Here is a 16,173-nt window from a genome sequence, read left to right on the forward strand (position 1 = left end):
TTGAAGTGGTGAAAGTTTTGATCGCCGATGATCATCATGTGGTGAGGCGCGGATTATTATTTTTCTTGAAAACGCAAAAAGATATTGAAGTGGTCGGGGAAGCGGTCAATGGCCGGGAAGCAGTAGATATGGCAGACAGGTTGCGCCCGGACATCGTGTTGATGGATCTCGTCATGCCGGAGATGGACGGCATCCAGGCAACCCAAAAAATAAAAGAACAGCATCCGGAGATGATCGTCCTGATGCTGACGAGCTTTTCAGACCGTGACCATGTTGTTCCAGCCATGGAAGCAGGGGCTGCCGGATACCAATTGAAAGATATCGAACCGGATGAATTGGTCGAATCGATCCGGAGCTTGATGCGCGGCGAAAACACGCTGCACCCGAAAGCGACTACAGAGTTGTTGAAAGGGCCGACAGAACCGGCGCCGCATACGCTGAACCTCCTGACGCCGCGGGAAAATGAAGTACTGGCGGAGTTGACGAAGGGCAAGAGCAACCGGGAAATCGCATCGGCGTTATTTGTGACGGAAAAGACAGTGAAAACGCATATCTCCAATATTTTCAATAAGCTGGAGGTACAGGACCGGACGCAGGCTGCGCTCTACGCAGTCAAGCACGGGCTCACCGGACCCGGGAATTGAATAGAAAAAAGAAGCAAGCCGAAATGACGGCTTGCTTCTTTTTAGCGTTTTTTGACGGGGCGTTTGCGGCTGTCTTTCGTGATCTGTTTCCATTTGCCGCGCTCCGCTTTCTGGGCGGCCGCGTCGCTTTTGCGTTCGATATGCGCAAGTTCGCGTTTCAGCTTGATGTAGCTGCGGTAGCGGTCATGCTGCAATTCGCCGGTCCGTAATGCTTCCTGCACACGGCATCCGGGTTCATTGCCATGCTGGCAATCGCGGAACCGGCATTCGCCAGCGAGCTGCTCAACATCGGCAAAGCCGCTTTCAACGCCTTCTTCGTAATCGCCCAGTTGAAATTCCCTCATTCCGGGCGTGTCGATCAGCAAGCCGCCAAGCGGCAGCCGCACCAGCTCGCGGTGGGTAGTCGTGTGGCGCCCTTTACTGTCATCTTCACGGATATCCTGGACAGCCATCAATTCACTGCCGGATAGGGCGTTGATGAGCGATGATTTCCCTACGCCGGAAGAACCGAGCAATGCACCAGTATGGTTTGGCGACAGCAATTCCTGCAATTTGCTGATGCCTTCGCCGGTGACGCTCGATACTGCAATCGTAGGAATGCCGAACGCAACTGATTCCAATTCGCGCATATACGGCTCCAAGTCTTTGCATTGGTCTTTTTTAGTCAGTACGACGACCGGGTTCGCACCGGAATCCCACGCGGCGATCAAATAGCGTTCCAAGCGCCGGACGTTAAAATCATGGTTCAATGACATGACGAGAAATACGTAATCGACATTGACCGCGATCAATTGGATATCCGATGTCTCGCCTGCCGCTTTTCTGGAGAACTGGGATGAACGCGGGAGGACATTATGGATGATCCCTTTTTCCTCGCCAGGCATTTGTTCGACCATGACCCAATCGCCGACTGCCGGGAATTCGACGCGGTTGTGTTCATGCCGGTATTTGCCGGATAATGTGCTGAGCCATTCTCCGCGGTCTGTCACCACGCGATAGATATTCTTGTGTTCTAGAGTGATGCGCCCCGGAATTCCGGAAGGCCCTATTTTTTCTTGCCATGCTGTATTCCAACCGTATTGTTCGATTAAATTCAATGTAATTTCCTCCTATTATGCAAAATAAAAAACCATGGATGCGCGCAAATCGCAGTCCATGGTCCCCGGGCATAATGGAAGAAGCGTATCGTCAGCGATACACAGAGTGGGGTACTATAGACTGGATTTGCGTATTTACAATGATCATCGCCATAATACCTCACCTCTTTCTTCAAGTTACTCTAAAGATACTGTATCCTTAAAATCAGGTCAAGGACTTTTTATAAGAAAGTTTTATTAAATCAGATTATTAGAGAAAGCTGCTGCGACCACGTTGTGCAATGCAGCCGGCTTTGGTGCATCAAGCTTTGTTTGCGCTCATAATATGTAGGGGAAAAGCAGGACTAGACCATGATATGAAAGCGAGGAGAAATGATGAAGTCTACTACGTATTTATTCAAGGAAAAGTTTTGGCTGACGCCCGCGATCTTCAGTCTGTTTGCTGTCGCTTTATCTGTAGGCTTCTTTTACGTGGACTTACTGCTTGTCGAACGGTTCAAAGAATTTATCCCTTCCATCTTGCTGACCAAAGTCGATTTGGCAAAAACCATTATGGGAACCTTGGCAGGCGCGCTGTTGACGATGAGCACTTTTACATTTTCAACAATCCTAGTCGTTTTGACGATGTATTCCGCACAGTTTTCACCAAGGGCATTGAAAAACTTCGTTCACGATTCGGTGACGTGGCGGGTGCTGGGCATTTTCCTAGGCGGCTTTATCTACAACACCTTGTCCTTATTGTTTATGAGAGATGACTTGTATACACATGATGTATTATCGACGTTTGTCGGAATTGTCATCGCCTTTTTCTGCCTTAGTACGTTCGCATACTTCATTCATTATATTGCCACTACGGTACAGGTCAGCAAATTGATTGGGGAGCTTATCGAAGATGCGGAAGATGTGATTTCCTATTACGAGGATTTCGAAGAGAAATGCGTTGTTTCTGAAATTTCCCCGGCATGGAATCCAGTAGGGGTCATTGAAACCCTAAACGCTGAAACGAGCGGCTATCTGCAATTCCTGTCTTTTGAAAAATTGCTTGGGCATGCGGACAAGAACGGGTTTACAGTCGACGTACTTGTGTGCATCGGCGATTACATTTATGAAGGAAAACCGCTCATGAACATCTATCGAAAAGAAGGGCAAGACTATGATGTCAGCGGATATTATTCCATCGGCGGAGAACGGTCGGCTGAACAGGATTTGCCTTACGCACTACAGAAGCTGGTGGAAATTGCATTGCGCGCAATCTCTCCCGGCATCAATGATCCGAATACCGCGAATGACATTATCGTCCGCATCGGCAGGCTGCTTGGAAAAATCGCCCATCTCCCTCAAGGGGACGTGGTTTTGGCAAATAAAGAAGGACAGAATATCGTGAAATGCACGCTTCCGGAATTCTCCGGAGTGTTATACAAAGTTTATTATCAAATGTCCTTTTATGGAAAAGAAGATATCTCCGTTTTGCATTCCATGTCCGACTCTTTGAAAATTATCGCTGAGCTAGCCCCGTCCGAGCATCACCAAGCGATTTGGGGCATTCAGGCATATATTCTGGAATCGCTCGAAGGGCAGCCATTAAAGTCGATGGATAGGGACTTTCTTCAAAAAAAAATCGATGAATTGGCAGTGGCCACCAACCAGCGTTCGGTCCGGATTGATGCTTTGACAGGAGAATAATTACACAAAGCTTGTATTTTGAAACCCAAAAAGGACAGCGAAAAAATTTCTTTTCGCTGTCCTTTTTTTATTCATCTTCATCTTCTTCGTAAACCGGCTCGATGTGAACAAGGATTACGCAATGGGGCTTTACTTTATGGATTTTTCTTTCGATTTCTTCTGTAATCCAATGGCTTTGAACGACGTTCAGCGATGGGTTTACCGCAATTGTTAAATCAATGAACATGACATTGCCGTGGTTGCGCCCTTTGAAATCGCGAAGTTCACGGACGCCCGGCACTTTTCTTACAAGCACGGACATTGTTTCCACTTCATCTTCGTTAAAGCCGTCCGTCAACGTCCATACAGCTTCTTTGAAAATATCCACAGCCGTCTTGATGATAATCAAGCCGACGATAAAAGCGGTGATGACGTCGAGTATCGGGGCGCCGAAAACCGCGCCGATAATTCCGATGCCGGCCCCGATGCTGACGAGGGCATCTGACCGGTTATCGTATGCGGCTGCCTGGACCGCGGAGCTTTTGATTTCCTTGCTCAATTTGATGTTATAGCGGTAGACAAAATACATGACAATGGCACTGAAGAAAGCGACACCCGCGGTAAAGAGGGAGGGAGTGGCTTCAACGGGAACGAAAAAGTTTTGAACTGCGCCCATCAGCACTTGCAGGCCGATGACCGCCATGATGAACGATGCCAGTAAAGAAGCAATCGTCTCCGCCCGGAGATGTCCGTAATGATGGTTTTCGTCGGGCGGCTTTTGGGAAATGCGCAGCCCGATCAGCACAGCAACTGAAGCGATAATATCCGTCAAGTTGTTCAGGCCGTCCGCCTTCAAAGCTTCAGACGAACCAGCGTAGCCGAAGCCAAGTTTGATGGTGCTGAGGAAAACGTAAGCCCCGATGCTGATCCAGGCGCCTTTTTCCCCTTTGCGTAAATTTGTATAGAGTTCCATAAAGTTTCCTGCCTCCAAGTCTCCTGAACAAAGTGAAACGACCCTCGAATGAGAGCCGTTTCAATAGAACATATGATATACAGTCCATCCAGGGCGAAAAGCCGGGAGAACTTTTATAAGTGCTGTGAAATTATATTTTTAGCTCCATTAGTATAGCAGGAAATTGGCCTTAGCGCCAATCGATAAATAGTATTGAAATTCATTTAACCAAAGAGTGCATGACAACATATAAGCAATCAGTTATGCTTTAATTGCAGCAATAAAAATACAGGCCACACTGGAATTCATTCTTTTGAGTATGGCCGGCGCATCAAAGGAGACGGTTATGGCTAAAAAGCATTATATGGAAATTTTGAAAGCATCAACAAAATTAGGGCTTACGGCATTCGGCGGTCCTACTGCCCATCTTGGGTATTTTCGGGAAGAATATGTCGTTAAACGGAAATGGCTCGATGACAAGGCGTATGCTGATCTTGTGGCGTTATGCCAATTCCTTCCCGGACCTGCGAGTTCACAAGTCGGCATTTCAGTAGGGATGCTGAGAGGTGGAATGTTCGGTGGGTTCTTGTCGTGGTTCGGCTTCACGATGCCATCTGTCCTCTTGTTGGTGCTGTTCGCGATGCTCGTGTCCAACGCGTCATTCGACAGCGGGTGGATCCACGGCTTGAAAATTGTCGCAGTCGCAGTCGTTGCACATGCATTGATGGGAATGGGGAAATCATTGGCCCCCGACTTGCCGAGAATCGCGCTTGCAGTCGCTTCGGCTTCGGCCATCCTGCTCGTGCCCACTGCATGGGCCCAAATAGCGGTCATCGTTTTGGCAGGCATTTTCGGCTTTTGGATGTACCGCAAAGAAAAAGCGCCGGAACCAGTGAAGCTCGCACTCACTTTCGGGAAAAAAACGGGGATAGCCGCTTGGACGATATTCGTCGCTTTGCTGGTGGGACTTCCGCTGCTGCGGCCGTTCATTGAATCTGCACTGTACGCGATTTTTGATATTTATTACCGTGTTGGATCTATTGTTTTCGGAGGCGGCCATGTCGTTCTGCCAATGCTTGAGCGGGAAGTGGTCCCTGACTGGATGGGGCCGGGTGTCTTTATCTCGGGATACGGGGCGGCACAGGCTGTTCCTGGCCCGCTGTTCACATTGGCAGGCTACCTCGGTCAGATCATGTCCGGTGGATGGGGAGCGGTTATTGCCGTCATTGCTATGTTTTTACCGTCGTTCCTGCTTGTTATCGGAACGCTGCCATTTTGGAGTATCATCCGCACGAAGTCAGGTGTTCAGGCCGCTTTAAAAGGAGTGAACGCGGGTGTTGTAGGCATTCTGCTTGCCGCCTTGTATGATCCGGTCTTCACATCGGGAATTCGTGGACCGGTCGATTTTGCCATTGCGATTACAGCGTTTGCAATGTTAGTCTATTTTAAACTGGCACCGTGGATTGTTGTGTTAGTCACGGCGATTCTTGGCGCTATGTCTTATGCATTTTTATAAGGGGGAAAAATCATGTCGGCTGCAAAACAGTGGGATGAAATGGATTCGCTGGCGCGTTTCAAAAAAGAATTTTACCAGACAGAAAACCAAATATACATGGACGGCAATTCACTCGGATTGATGTCGAAACGTGCAGAAGCTAAATTGCTGGAGGTCGCGGAAAGCTGGAAAATTCACGGCATCGATGGCTGGACGGAAGGAAATGACCCATGGTTTACGATGGCGGAAAACCTGAGTGCCCGCATCGCTTCTTTGGTTGGCGCAAAGCCGCATGAAGTGATGGTGACGGGATCGATTACATCGAATATCCACCAGATGCTGTCCACCATTTTTCAGCCGAGCAGAAACCGCTTCGCGATTGTAGTGGACGAATTGAATTTTCCGTCGGATATTTACGCGGTGGAAAGCCATCTGCGCCTGCGCGGGCTAGATCCGGAAACATGCATGAAAAAAGTGCGGAGCCGCGACGGTTACACATTGGAGTTGCAGGACATTATTGATGAATTGACTGATGAAGTGGCGATTATTATGCTGCCATCGGTCCTTTACCGCAGCGGGCAATTGCTGCCGATCCGGGAAATTACGGAAGCCGCGCATGAAAAAGGAATTTTAGTGGGATTTGATTTGGCCCACTCCATCGGGGCTTTGCCTCATGAACTGCATGACTGCGGTGTCGATTTTGCAGTATGGTGCCATTATAAATATATGAATTCAGGTCCGGGCGGCACAGGCGGATTGTACATCCATGAACGCCACCACCAGTTGCTTCCAGGCAACGCCGGCTGGTTCGGTTCGGATAAGGCAAAGCAATTCGATATGGACCATTCATTTTCGAAAGCGGAAGGGGCCGGTGCCTATCAGATCGGGACGCCGAATATTTTCAGCATGGCGCCTTTGCTTGGCAGCATCGAAATTTTCGAAGAAGCCGGCATTGGAGCGGTGCGGGAAAAATCGCTTGCTTTGACTGGGTTGCTTCGTGATTTGATTGCCCAAGAAATTCCGTCGCTGAAAGATGTGACGCCTGTTGAAGACGCTGGACGCGGCGGCCATATAGCATTGGCGCATGAAGAGGCGGCACGCATCTGCAAGGCTTTGAAAGAAGCTGGCGTTGTTCCTGATTTCCGTGCGCCGAACATTATCCGACTGGCGCCGGTAGCACTTTACACGTCTTACAGCGATGTTGAAAAAGTGGTGGGGCGTTTGAAGGCCATCATGGACAATGAAGTCTATAAAAACTTCAGCAACGACAGAAACGTGGTGGCGTAAATGGCAAAAAAGATTTTTGATATTTCCATGGCATTGAATGCGCAGACGCCGGAATGGCCAGGAGACGTGCCATTCAATTTCCGCCTATCAGTAACACAAGAACAAAGCGGCTCGGTGAATATCGGTGAATTGTCAACGAGCACGCATATGGGCACGCACATTGATGCCCCTTTCCACTATGATGAGAATGGATTGAAAGTGAATGAATTGCCGCTGGATATCTATTTGACGAAAGCCCAGGTGGTGAATGTAGCGGAATTTCAGAATGTATCGGCGGAAAATCTTCCGGAAATAGAAGAAGGGGTGGAAGCTGTGCTGCTGCATACAGCGGCATGGCAGGACCGGACAACATTCCCAAGTTCTTGGCCGAAGTTCGACACATCAATTGCGGAATGGATGGCCGGCAAAGGGATTCGCCTCCTTGGCGTCGATGTTCCTTCGGTGGACCCGCAGACCAGCAAAGATTTGCCGATGCACCAGGCTATGAACCGCAATGAGCGCTTTATTCTGGAGGGCATCGTATTGGACGGCGTTCCTGCAGGTGTTTATCAGTTGGCAGCTTTACCGCTAAAAATTACAGGAGCGGATGGAAGCCCGGTCCGCGCAGTTTTATACACATAAAAAAACCCGTCTCTTTTTAAAAGAGGCGGGTTTTACATATAATTAGAACGGAAATAAGGTTCTAAATTTTTTATATTAATGGCGATTTCATCGCAGATTTCCTGGTAGAGAGCCCATTGTTCATGTTCATCGGAAGTGCGCAGTTCGGGATTGCGGATGTCCCATATAAGCAGCTTTTGAGCAGGAAGATCCGACGGAATATCGGCACTTTCCATATCACCATCGTGCAAGGCGATGATCAAATCAGCTTCGCTTACTTCTTTCGGATTGTAAGAACGCGGTCGGACTTCTGGTATGTCCAACATAACTTCTTTCATCACTTGAAACGGCGTTTCATTGAATTGTGGCTGGCCCCACGCAGCGCTCCGGATGTCCCAGTCAGGAAGTTCCAGGCGATTCGCCCAAATTTCAGCCATGAGACCGAGGTGCTGGTGCGAGTCCAGAAAATATACGGTATGTTTTGACATAGCTGCTTCCCTTCTTCCTTTGCATTACAGTATTTTAATTCTTAGTAATGTTTACCCAACTGAAATGGCGTTAAACTGATAAATTTATGACGATTTCGTGGATGAAATATTATTATTCCCATAAAAAAACCGCGAAGTAAGAGGAAGTGCCTACCTCTGGATTCACGGAGTAATAATTATTTGATAACTAAAACAGAGCACGGCGAATCTTTCAACAAACGTTTGCTGACTGATCCGACGAAAAATTTTTGCAGCCCAGATTTCCCACTGTTTCCAACAACCAATAGATCGACATTTTGTTCATCGATATAGGCGGGAATCATTTTGCTGGCACTGCCTTCAAGTGCCAAAACATTCGCTTTCACACCTTTTGCATCAAGTTGCTGCTGGATAGAACTGTGCATATACTTAGAATATTCCGTAGCCGAGTCTTCGAAATCATCAGGGCGTTTCAAATCGCTCGGCGCACGATAATCATTTTCGCCGATTTCGGGCGGCATGTATTGAGCATATGTGCTATCCACGTTGGCCGAAACGACTCTTGGGGAAACATCGCCGATCCGAGTCGCCCTGAAATTGTCATGGTATTCTTCGTTGACGTAAATGACATTTAACTTGGCATCGGGCATCGCTTCCAGAAGTTTAAGCGCTTGTTCGAGTGCCATTTTGCTTCCTTCTGAACCATCGTAAGCTACAGCAATATTGTGAAACATCAATACCATCTCCGTTCAAATATAATTTATTAGTACTAAATTACCCTCCAAGCGCTCGATGAAACATTCCACTTTGACAAAATATAGTATTTATTCGAAAAACGTTGACAATTCAAAAATGGCAGTGGTACTCTTGAATTACCAAATCAAAGGAAAAGGAGGTTACGGCAATGAAAAAGTCAATTCGCGTGTTTCCAGCCAATTTCATATTGTTGCCAGGCCTCCTTGTAATCAGTCTTTGAATTTATTTCGTGACTAGAATTAGTTAAGGCGGGTCTGCGGACTTGCCTTTTTTTCGTGCACGCGCACCTTGAAAATGGGTGCGCGTTTTTTTATGCACAAGTACTGGGAAATTTTTGAATTTTTCACGAGTGGTTTGGTCAGCCTTTGGCTGTTCAAATAAATAACGCAGTTTTGCCATTCCAGGCGGATAGTGAAAATCCGTTATCGGGACACTGGTAAATCAAACAAAACGAGAAGGGGAGAATGAAGATGAGAAAGCTTCAAAAACGGAAAATCATGATCAAGGAATCGCTTGAAGGCGACTAGCGAAAGACAGAAAACGAAAGTGGGAATAAAAGATGTTCAGTGTTTTATGGAAATTAAGATGGTTTTTTAAAGAGAATTGGATTCGCTACAGCATTGCCGTAGGGCTGCTGATGGTCGCAAACGTGCTGGAAATCATTCCGCCATGGCTTATCGGGCTGGCTATCGACGCCATCGCGCAAGAAGAAATGACTTCGCTTTTGCTGTGGCAGTATGTAGGGGTATTGGCGGCATCGATGGTGCTTGCTTATATAACGAATTTTGTCTGGCAATACCAGTTGTTTGGAGGGGCTTATGTCATTGAGCGTCAACTCCGCTCGAGCCTGATGGGCCATTTCATGAAGATGACCCCGACGTTCTATGAAAAAAATCGGACGGGCGACTTAATGGCGCGGGCAACGAATGATTTGCGCGCAATCTCGGAAACCGCCGGCTTCGGCATTTTGACGCTTGTCGACTCAACGCTTTATATGGCCACCATCATTGTCGCGATGGGAATGCTCGTATCGTGGGAATTGACGTTCATGGCGTTGATCCCGCTGCCGATCCTGGCCATCATCGTGCAAGTGCTGGGCAAGAAAATCCATGCCCGCTACACGGCTGCACAAGATGCGTTCGGCGATATGAATGACAGCGTACTTGAGTCAATCGGCGGAGTGCGGGTCATCCGAGCATATGTGCAAGAACGGAAATCCGAAAAAGGGTTTTCCGACATGACAAATGATGTCTACGAAAAATACATGGCCGTTGAACGGATTGATGCATTATTCGCTCCGGTTACGAAGGTACTGACGACGATCAGCTTTATGATCGGTCTGGGCTATGGGGCATTCCTTGTTGCGGAAGGAACGATGACATTAGGCGACCTGGTCGCGTTCAATGTATATTTGGGTATGATCGTCTGGCCAATGTTCGCTATCGGTGAAATGATCAACATTCTGCAGCGCGGCAATGCTTCGCTTGACCGGGTTGATGAAACACTCAGCCATAAAGAGGATGTCGCCGAAGCGCTGCATCCGAAAACGCTGGAGTCGCCAAGCCGAATAAGTTTCCGGGAATTCAGCTTTACGTATCCGCAGTCGAGCTCCATCAACTTGCAAGGCATCAATTTGTCGTTGAACAGCGGGCAAACGCTGGGCATCGTCGGCAAGACGGGCAGCGGGAAAACGACGTTCGTCAAACAATTGCTGCGTGAATACCCTGCGGGCGAAGGGGCAGTCCTTATGGACGGCATCGACCTGGCGGAGCTGCCGAAAGACCAGCTGCGCAGCTGGATTGGCTATGTCCCACAGGACCATGTGCTATTTTCCCGTTCGGTGCGCGACAATATCCTGTTCGGCAAGAGAGATGCCACAGATGAAGACATCCAAGAAGCGATTCGCGTCGCACATTTCGAGTCGGATCTGGCGAAACTGCCAAACGGTTTGGAAACGATGGTTGGTGAAAAAGGCGTCGCGTTGTCTGGCGGCCAGAAACAGCGGATTTCGATTGCGCGGGCATTGATCAAAAAGCCGGAAATTCTCATTCTAGACGATTCCCTTTCTGCAGTCGATGCGAAGACGGAAGCGAAAATCATAGAAAATATTCAGAACGAACGTTCCGGCAAAACCACAATCATCACGACGCACAGGCTTTCTGCTGTGCAGCATGCCGATTGGATTGTGGTGCTTGATGAAGGAAAAATCATTGAAGAAGGAACTCATGAGGATCTGCTGAAAGCAGGCGGTTGGTTCCACGAACAACACCTTCGCCAGCAGATTGAGGAGGTGTAATCATGGGGACAGGAAAAAGATTAGTCCATTACGCCCTAGATTTTAAAGGGATGTTGATTTGGGGGCTTGTGCTCCTGGCGATTGCGGTTGCGGCGGACCTTGCTGCTCCGCTTATCGCCAAAGAAATAATCGATGAACATATCGCGCCTATGCAAGGAGGTGCTGTGAATTTCGAACCGATTGCATATTTATTGGTGATTTTCCTTGCATTCGGAATTGTGGCGGCAATATTCCGCTACCTCCAATTCATCTTTCTGCAAAAAGGAGCGAACAGCATCATCAAAAAAATGCGCAATGACGTTTATGGCCATGTCCAGACATTGCCGATCCGTTATTTCGACAATTTGCCAGCCGGCAAAGTTGTGTCGCGCATCACGAATGATACAGAAGCGATCCGGGAATTATTCTTTACCGTATTCTCGCAATTTGCGACGAGTTTTATGTATATGATGGGAATCTACGCGGCATTGTTCTACCTCGATTGGAAGCTTGCAGCTATCATGCTCGTGCTCATTCCGATGCTTTACGGCTGGATGCTCATTTACCGCAAATACGCGGCTCGTTACAATCATGTCGTCCGTGAAAAATTGAGTGATATGAATGCCATGATCAATGAGTCGATTCAAGGGATGACGATCATCCAGGCTTTCCGAAATGAAAAAAATATGGAAGCGGAATTCGAAGAAATGAATAATAAGCATTATCAGTTCCAGCAAAAACTGCTGGTGCTTGAGGCAGCCGCTTCGCATAATATGGTGGGCGTCTTGCGCGCATTGATATTCATTTTGTTCATCGCTTATTTCGGAAGCGGTTCAATTACTGGGGAAGGCGTCGTGACAGTCGGTGTCCTTTACGCGTTCATCGATTATATCATCCGCTTATTCAATCCGATCAGCGGCATCGTCAACCAGTTTTCGCGCTTGGAACAAGCACTTGTTGCGGCTGAGCGGGTTTTCCGCCTGCTTGACTTGGAAGGCGAGCCCGTCAGCGATGCAAAGGTTGCACGATACAGAGGCAACGTACGCTTTGAGGATGTCTGGTTCGCTTATGACGCTGAAGAATATGTGCTGAAAAACATTGATTTTGAAGCGAAACAAGGGGAGACTGTTGCACTTGTCGGCCATACGGGTTCCGGCAAAAGCTCTATCATGAACTTGCTGCTGCGGTTCTACGATGTGTCCAAAGGAAGGATTACGATCGACGGCATCAATATCAACGATATGACGCGCCAGTCGGTCCGCCAACATATGGGCATCGTGCTTCAGGATCCGTACTTGTTCACAGGGACGATCGAGACGAACGTGTCGCTTGGTGACGAACGGATCACGCGCAAAATGGTGGAAGACGCACTCGACGCGGTTGGAGGCGAACGCGTGCTGAAGCATTTGCCAAATGGTATTGACGAGCGGGTTGTCGAAAAAGGCAGCACCTTGTCATCTGGACAGCGCCAATTGGTGTCGTTCGCCCGGGCCTTAGCATTCGATCCGGCGATCCTGATTTTGGATGAAGCGACTTCAAACATTGATACGGAAACAGAAGAAATCATCCAACACGCGATGAATGTATTGAAAAAAGGCCGTACGACGTTCATCATCGCCCATCGGCTGTCGACGATTAAAAACGCCGACCGCATCCTGGTCCTCGACCACGGTGAAATCGCCGAAATGGGTTCCCATGAGGAATTGATGAAACTTGGCGGTCAGTACCACCAGATGTATAAAATTCAATCGGGAATGTCTCCTGCCCAGCAAGTCGGGTAGAAGGGGCATTTCCCTTTTTTTGTTGAATTGCTATTGCTGTTAAAAAACGGTGGTGTTACCTATAATGAAAAAGCGGGAAGAAAAAAACGCCGGAACTTTTCCGGCGTTTCAATCGTATACATGGAAGAGCATCAGTTCATGGATCATCGTCTTCACGGACTCCTCGTCCTGCGGCGGATCCGTCAGCCAAGCGATTTTTCCATCAGGATGGTATTCGCCCGCGATGCGTTCACTTTTATAGAAGAAGGAAATGTTCCAGCCAGGAAGCTGGGCATTTTCGAACATTGGTTTGAATTTAAAATGCTGAAGCATAGATATCCCCCTTTGCGTCTCTTCTATAGTATAAAGGGATGGAATCGGATTGACAAAGAAGAAAAAGAAAAGAGTGAAGAGATTGAACATAATACTTACGCTGGTCTTCATGGCAATCATCGGGGCTTTGATTGGCGGTGTCACCAACTTTATCGCCATCAAAATGCTTTTCCGCCCGTATAAAGCGATTTACATCGGCACATGGCGTGTGCCGCTGACGCCGGGATTAATCCCGAAACGGCGTGATGAATTATCCACTCAATTAGGGCGTACGATCGTCGATCACCTGTTGACGCCGGAAACTTTCAAAAAACGGTTTTTAAATGAAGAAATGCAGATTCGAACAGAGGGATGGATCCAACGGCAGCTTAAAACCCACGTTTTCCAATCTTCGCGTTCATTTAAAGATTGGCTGGAAGTCGCAAATCAGCAAGACATCGATATAAAGATCGAGTCGAAACTGGATGAATTGGTGGACCGCCAGGCGGAATCGGTCCGCACGTATATCGAAGGAAAAACGATTCGAGAGCTGATGCCTGAAAATTGGAAAGCGGAAGCCGATGTGAAAATTATCCACGGCGTCAAATACGGCATCGACCGGGCAACCGATTATTTTGTGTCGTTCCAAGGCCGTCAGACCATCAAAACGTTCTTTGAAGAATTTCTGGCATCCCGTGGGCGCTTTGGCAATATGCTGCAATCGCTGCTCGGTGAATCGAGGCCGATTGTCGATCGCATCCAGCCCGAGATCGTCAAATTCCTTAACTCTCCAAAAACCTTTGAACTGGTGACTTCGCTGGCTCACGGGGAATGGGAGAAGCTGCAGGATAAAAAAGCCGATGACCTGCTGAAAGAATTCGATTTCAACCCGACACTCGATTCGGTAAAGCAATATGTACGCGAAACAGCCAATATCAATGGGCGTCTAGATGCGACGCTTGCACAGACTTGGCCAACCGGGTTAGAATGGACAGGGAAACACCTCACACCGCTTGTTGCTGAATTTATTTTTCAGCAAGGGGAAGTGAGATTGGAAGAAGCCTTGCGCAAAATCAACATCGAAAGCATGGTGAAAGAGCAAGTCGATTCATTTGAACTCATTCGGCTGGAAGAGCTTGTACTCGGCATTTCCCGGCGCGAGTTGAAAATGATAACGGTTCTGGGTGCATTCCTTGGTGGACTGATCGGTTTGGTCCAAGGGCTTGTGGCCATAGGGCTGAATATTTAAACAGAGGAGAATGATGATGACAGTCAACATCTATGACGATATCAACAAATTGGAAAGCACTTTCCGCAGCACAGAGGAATACGAAAAATTGAAACAAGCGGTTGAAGCCGTATCTTCAGACAGCGACTCCAACGAATTGTTCAAGAGCTTCCGCGACTTGCAGATCACGCTTCAGCAAAAGCAGGCTCAAGGTGAAGAAATTACAGAGCAGGAAATGATGGATGCACAAGCTACAGCAGTTGCGGCACAGGAAAACCCGAAAATCTTGGCAATGCTTGAAGCAGAAATGGGCCTTAGCCAGATCATCGACGAAGTTAACCGCGTTTTGATCAAACCAGTTCAATCTCTATACGAATCCATGTAATTCCTTCCAAGTGGCGGCAATTTCCATTAACTTCGCCCCCAAAAAAGGGATTTCACAAGAAGACACCGAATACGTAAAGATGAATCACAATTCATTTTTGCGAAAGGGTGTCTTTTTGTATGTTTGAAACAATAGAAATAACGAAACAAGGCCGTACCGGCTATTTAAAGCTGAACCGTCCACAAGCAATGAACGCGATGAACGGAACGATGATGAACGAACTTGCAGAATGCTTTGAATCCCTTCATCACGACTCTACGCTCCAAGTGTTGGTGATCCATGGCGAGGGCAAGGCATTTTCAGCCGGCGGAGATATCAAGGAAATGATGGATCCGGAAAATCCGATGGACATCGACAGCGTCATGGTGGACGTTAGCCGATTGGCGAAAGCGCTTTATACACTGCCGCAAATTACCGTTGCCGCTATCCATGGCGCTTCAGCCGGCCTTGCCTTTAGCATCGCCTTAGCATGCGATCACATCATCGCTGAAGAAAACAGCAAATTGGCAATGAACTTTATCGGCATTGGGCTGGTACCGGACGGCGGCGGGCATTTCTTCATGAAAGAGCGTGTCGGTTCACCAAAAGCTCAGCAAATGATCTGGGCTGGCCAAATCCTGAAAGCGCATGATGCGCTGGCAAAAGGTATCATCGATGAAGTGACCGCTGAAGGCCGCTCAATGGAATACGCAAAAGCTTATGTTGAGCAAACGCTGGCTTCGCCCGTTAAAGCGAAACTGGCAACAAAGCATATCCTGCACCAATTGAAAGTCGGGGAATTAGAAAAAGTACTCCAGCTAGAAGCAGCTGCCCAGTCGGCGATGCGCAAGAGCACCGACCATCTCGAAGGCATCCAAGCATTTGTTGAAAAACGGAAACCTGAGTTCCAAGGGAAATAAGCGAAATGAAAAGAATATAGAAAACTTCTCAACAAACGACAAAAGGTGCAACTGGGAATCCCCGTTGCACCTTTTGGACTTAAGAATGGAACAATAATAATTTGCCGGCTGGAGAAGCAAGGCGATGCGTTTTTTCTAGAAGTGATTTTTCTTCCAGAAGCGCTTGGCCTTTTTCTTTTGCCTGGCTGTCATTTTCAGCAGTGAAAGTTTCTTCAGTGATCAATTCCCCGTTTTTTTCGTAGGCAGTCAATTTATAAGTTCGCATGCATGGACAACTCCTTCTGAATGGTTGTTCATTTTTCAGTATATCGGTTTTGCCGGAAAATGTCCCTGATTTTGAAACATTTCAACGAT

16 protein-coding genes are annotated in these 16,173 nt (G+C 47.8%); 10 read left to right on the plus strand and 6 right to left on the minus strand.

The window, feature by feature from the left end; genetic code table 11:
* The first annotated feature begins 5 nt into the window (after positions 1 to 5).
* Positions 6 to 644, plus strand: a complete 639-nt coding sequence (locus AC4EHJ_RS14835; protein ID WP_490976385.1) for a response regulator — start codon at positions 6 to 8, stop codon at positions 642 to 644.
* Between the two features lie 41 nt (positions 645 to 685).
* Here the strand turns inward: AC4EHJ_RS14835 and rsgA are convergent, their stop codons facing one another.
* The gene (gene rsgA / locus AC4EHJ_RS14840) at positions 686 to 1,741 is read right to left on the minus strand and encodes a ribosome small subunit-dependent GTPase A (protein ID WP_490976386.1); all 1,056 of its coding nucleotides are present in this window, start codon (positions 1,739 to 1,741) and stop codon (positions 686 to 688) included.
* Positions 1,742 to 2,113: 372 nt separating this feature from the next.
* Here rsgA and AC4EHJ_RS14845 point away from each other — a divergent pair, with 372 nt between their 5' ends.
* Positions 2,114 to 3,424, plus strand: coding sequence for a DUF2254 domain-containing protein (locus AC4EHJ_RS14845; RefSeq protein WP_490976387.1), 1,311 nt, complete (start codon positions 2,114 to 2,116; stop codon positions 3,422 to 3,424).
* 67 nt (positions 3,425 to 3,491) lie between these two features.
* Here AC4EHJ_RS14845 and AC4EHJ_RS14850 read toward each other — a convergent pair whose 3' ends face one another.
* Entirely contained in the window at positions 3,492 to 4,376 is an 885-nt protein-coding gene (locus AC4EHJ_RS14850) for a cation diffusion facilitator family transporter (protein WP_490976388.1), read from the minus strand.
* A gap of 325 nt (positions 4,377 to 4,701) precedes the next feature.
* Here AC4EHJ_RS14850 and chrA point away from each other — a divergent pair, with 325 nt between their 5' ends.
* From chrA to kynB, 3 genes are read left to right on the plus strand one after another with little or no spacing between them, the layout of a single operon-like run.
* Positions 4,702 to 5,871 (plus strand): chromate efflux transporter, encoded by a 1,170-nt coding sequence (gene chrA, locus AC4EHJ_RS14855; RefSeq protein ID WP_490976389.1) that lies wholly within the window; start codon positions 4,702 to 4,704, stop codon positions 5,869 to 5,871.
* A gap of 12 nt (positions 5,872 to 5,883) precedes the next feature.
* On the plus strand, positions 5,884 to 7,137 hold the full coding sequence (kynU, locus tag AC4EHJ_RS14860; RefSeq protein ID WP_490976390.1) for a kynureninase: 1,254 nt from the start codon (positions 5,884 to 5,886) through the stop codon (positions 7,135 to 7,137).
* Positions 7,138 to 7,758, plus strand: coding sequence for an arylformamidase (gene kynB, locus AC4EHJ_RS14865; protein WP_490976391.1), 621 nt, complete (start codon positions 7,138 to 7,140; stop codon positions 7,756 to 7,758).
* A 32-nt stretch (positions 7,759 to 7,790) separates the two neighbouring features.
* Here kynB and AC4EHJ_RS14870 read toward each other — a convergent pair whose 3' ends face one another.
* A complete protein-coding gene (locus AC4EHJ_RS14870) occupies positions 7,791 to 8,225 on the minus strand; it encodes a phosphatase (RefSeq protein WP_490976392.1) in 435 nt (144 codons plus the stop codon).
* 176 nt (positions 8,226 to 8,401) lie between these two features.
* The gene (locus AC4EHJ_RS14875; protein WP_490976393.1) at positions 8,402 to 8,938 is read right to left on the minus strand and encodes a universal stress protein; all 537 of its coding nucleotides are present in this window, start codon (positions 8,936 to 8,938) and stop codon (positions 8,402 to 8,404) included.
* Positions 8,939 to 9,519: 581 nt separating this feature from the next.
* Here AC4EHJ_RS14875 and AC4EHJ_RS14880 point away from each other — a divergent pair.
* Together AC4EHJ_RS14880 and AC4EHJ_RS14885 are read left to right on the plus strand one after the other, a co-directional pair.
* The gene (locus AC4EHJ_RS14880) at positions 9,520 to 11,256 is read left to right on the plus strand and encodes an ABC transporter ATP-binding protein (protein WP_490976394.1); all 1,737 of its coding nucleotides are present in this window, start codon (positions 9,520 to 9,522) and stop codon (positions 11,254 to 11,256) included.
* A 2-nt stretch (positions 11,257 to 11,258) separates the two neighbouring features.
* The gene (locus AC4EHJ_RS14885; RefSeq protein ID WP_490976395.1) at positions 11,259 to 13,016 is read left to right on the plus strand and encodes an ABC transporter ATP-binding protein; all 1,758 of its coding nucleotides are present in this window, start codon (positions 11,259 to 11,261) and stop codon (positions 13,014 to 13,016) included.
* Between the two features lie 108 nt (positions 13,017 to 13,124).
* Here the strand turns inward: AC4EHJ_RS14885 and AC4EHJ_RS14890 are convergent, their stop codons facing one another.
* Complete coding sequence (locus AC4EHJ_RS14890) at positions 13,125 to 13,328, minus strand: YheE family protein (protein ID WP_135500959.1); 204 nt, start codon at positions 13,326 to 13,328, stop codon at positions 13,125 to 13,127.
* A gap of 73 nt (positions 13,329 to 13,401) precedes the next feature.
* Between AC4EHJ_RS14890 and AC4EHJ_RS14895 the strand changes: the two genes are divergently transcribed.
* The 3 genes from AC4EHJ_RS14895 to AC4EHJ_RS14905 all read left to right on the plus strand — a co-directional run bounded on the left by AC4EHJ_RS14895 (position 13,402) and on the right by AC4EHJ_RS14905 (position 15,819).
* Positions 13,402 to 14,556: a DUF445 domain-containing protein gene (locus AC4EHJ_RS14895; protein WP_490976565.1), complete on the plus strand. Its 1,155-nt coding sequence runs from the start codon at positions 13,402 to 13,404 to the stop codon at positions 14,554 to 14,556.
* A 16-nt stretch (positions 14,557 to 14,572) separates the two neighbouring features.
* Positions 14,573 to 14,920, plus strand: coding sequence for a YlbF family regulator (locus AC4EHJ_RS14900; protein ID WP_490976396.1), 348 nt, complete (start codon positions 14,573 to 14,575; stop codon positions 14,918 to 14,920).
* Positions 14,921 to 15,039: 119 nt separating this feature from the next.
* Positions 15,040 to 15,819, plus strand: coding sequence for an enoyl-CoA hydratase (locus AC4EHJ_RS14905; RefSeq protein WP_490976397.1), 780 nt, complete (start codon positions 15,040 to 15,042; stop codon positions 15,817 to 15,819).
* A gap of 79 nt (positions 15,820 to 15,898) precedes the next feature.
* Here the strand turns inward: AC4EHJ_RS14905 and AC4EHJ_RS14910 are convergent, their stop codons facing one another.
* Entirely contained in the window at positions 15,899 to 16,084 is a 186-nt protein-coding gene (locus AC4EHJ_RS14910) for a YhzD family protein (protein ID WP_490976398.1), read from the minus strand.
* Positions 16,085 to 16,173: the final 89 nt, after the last annotated feature.

This window comes from Planococcus sp. TJ-301 (genome assembly GCF_058268475.1).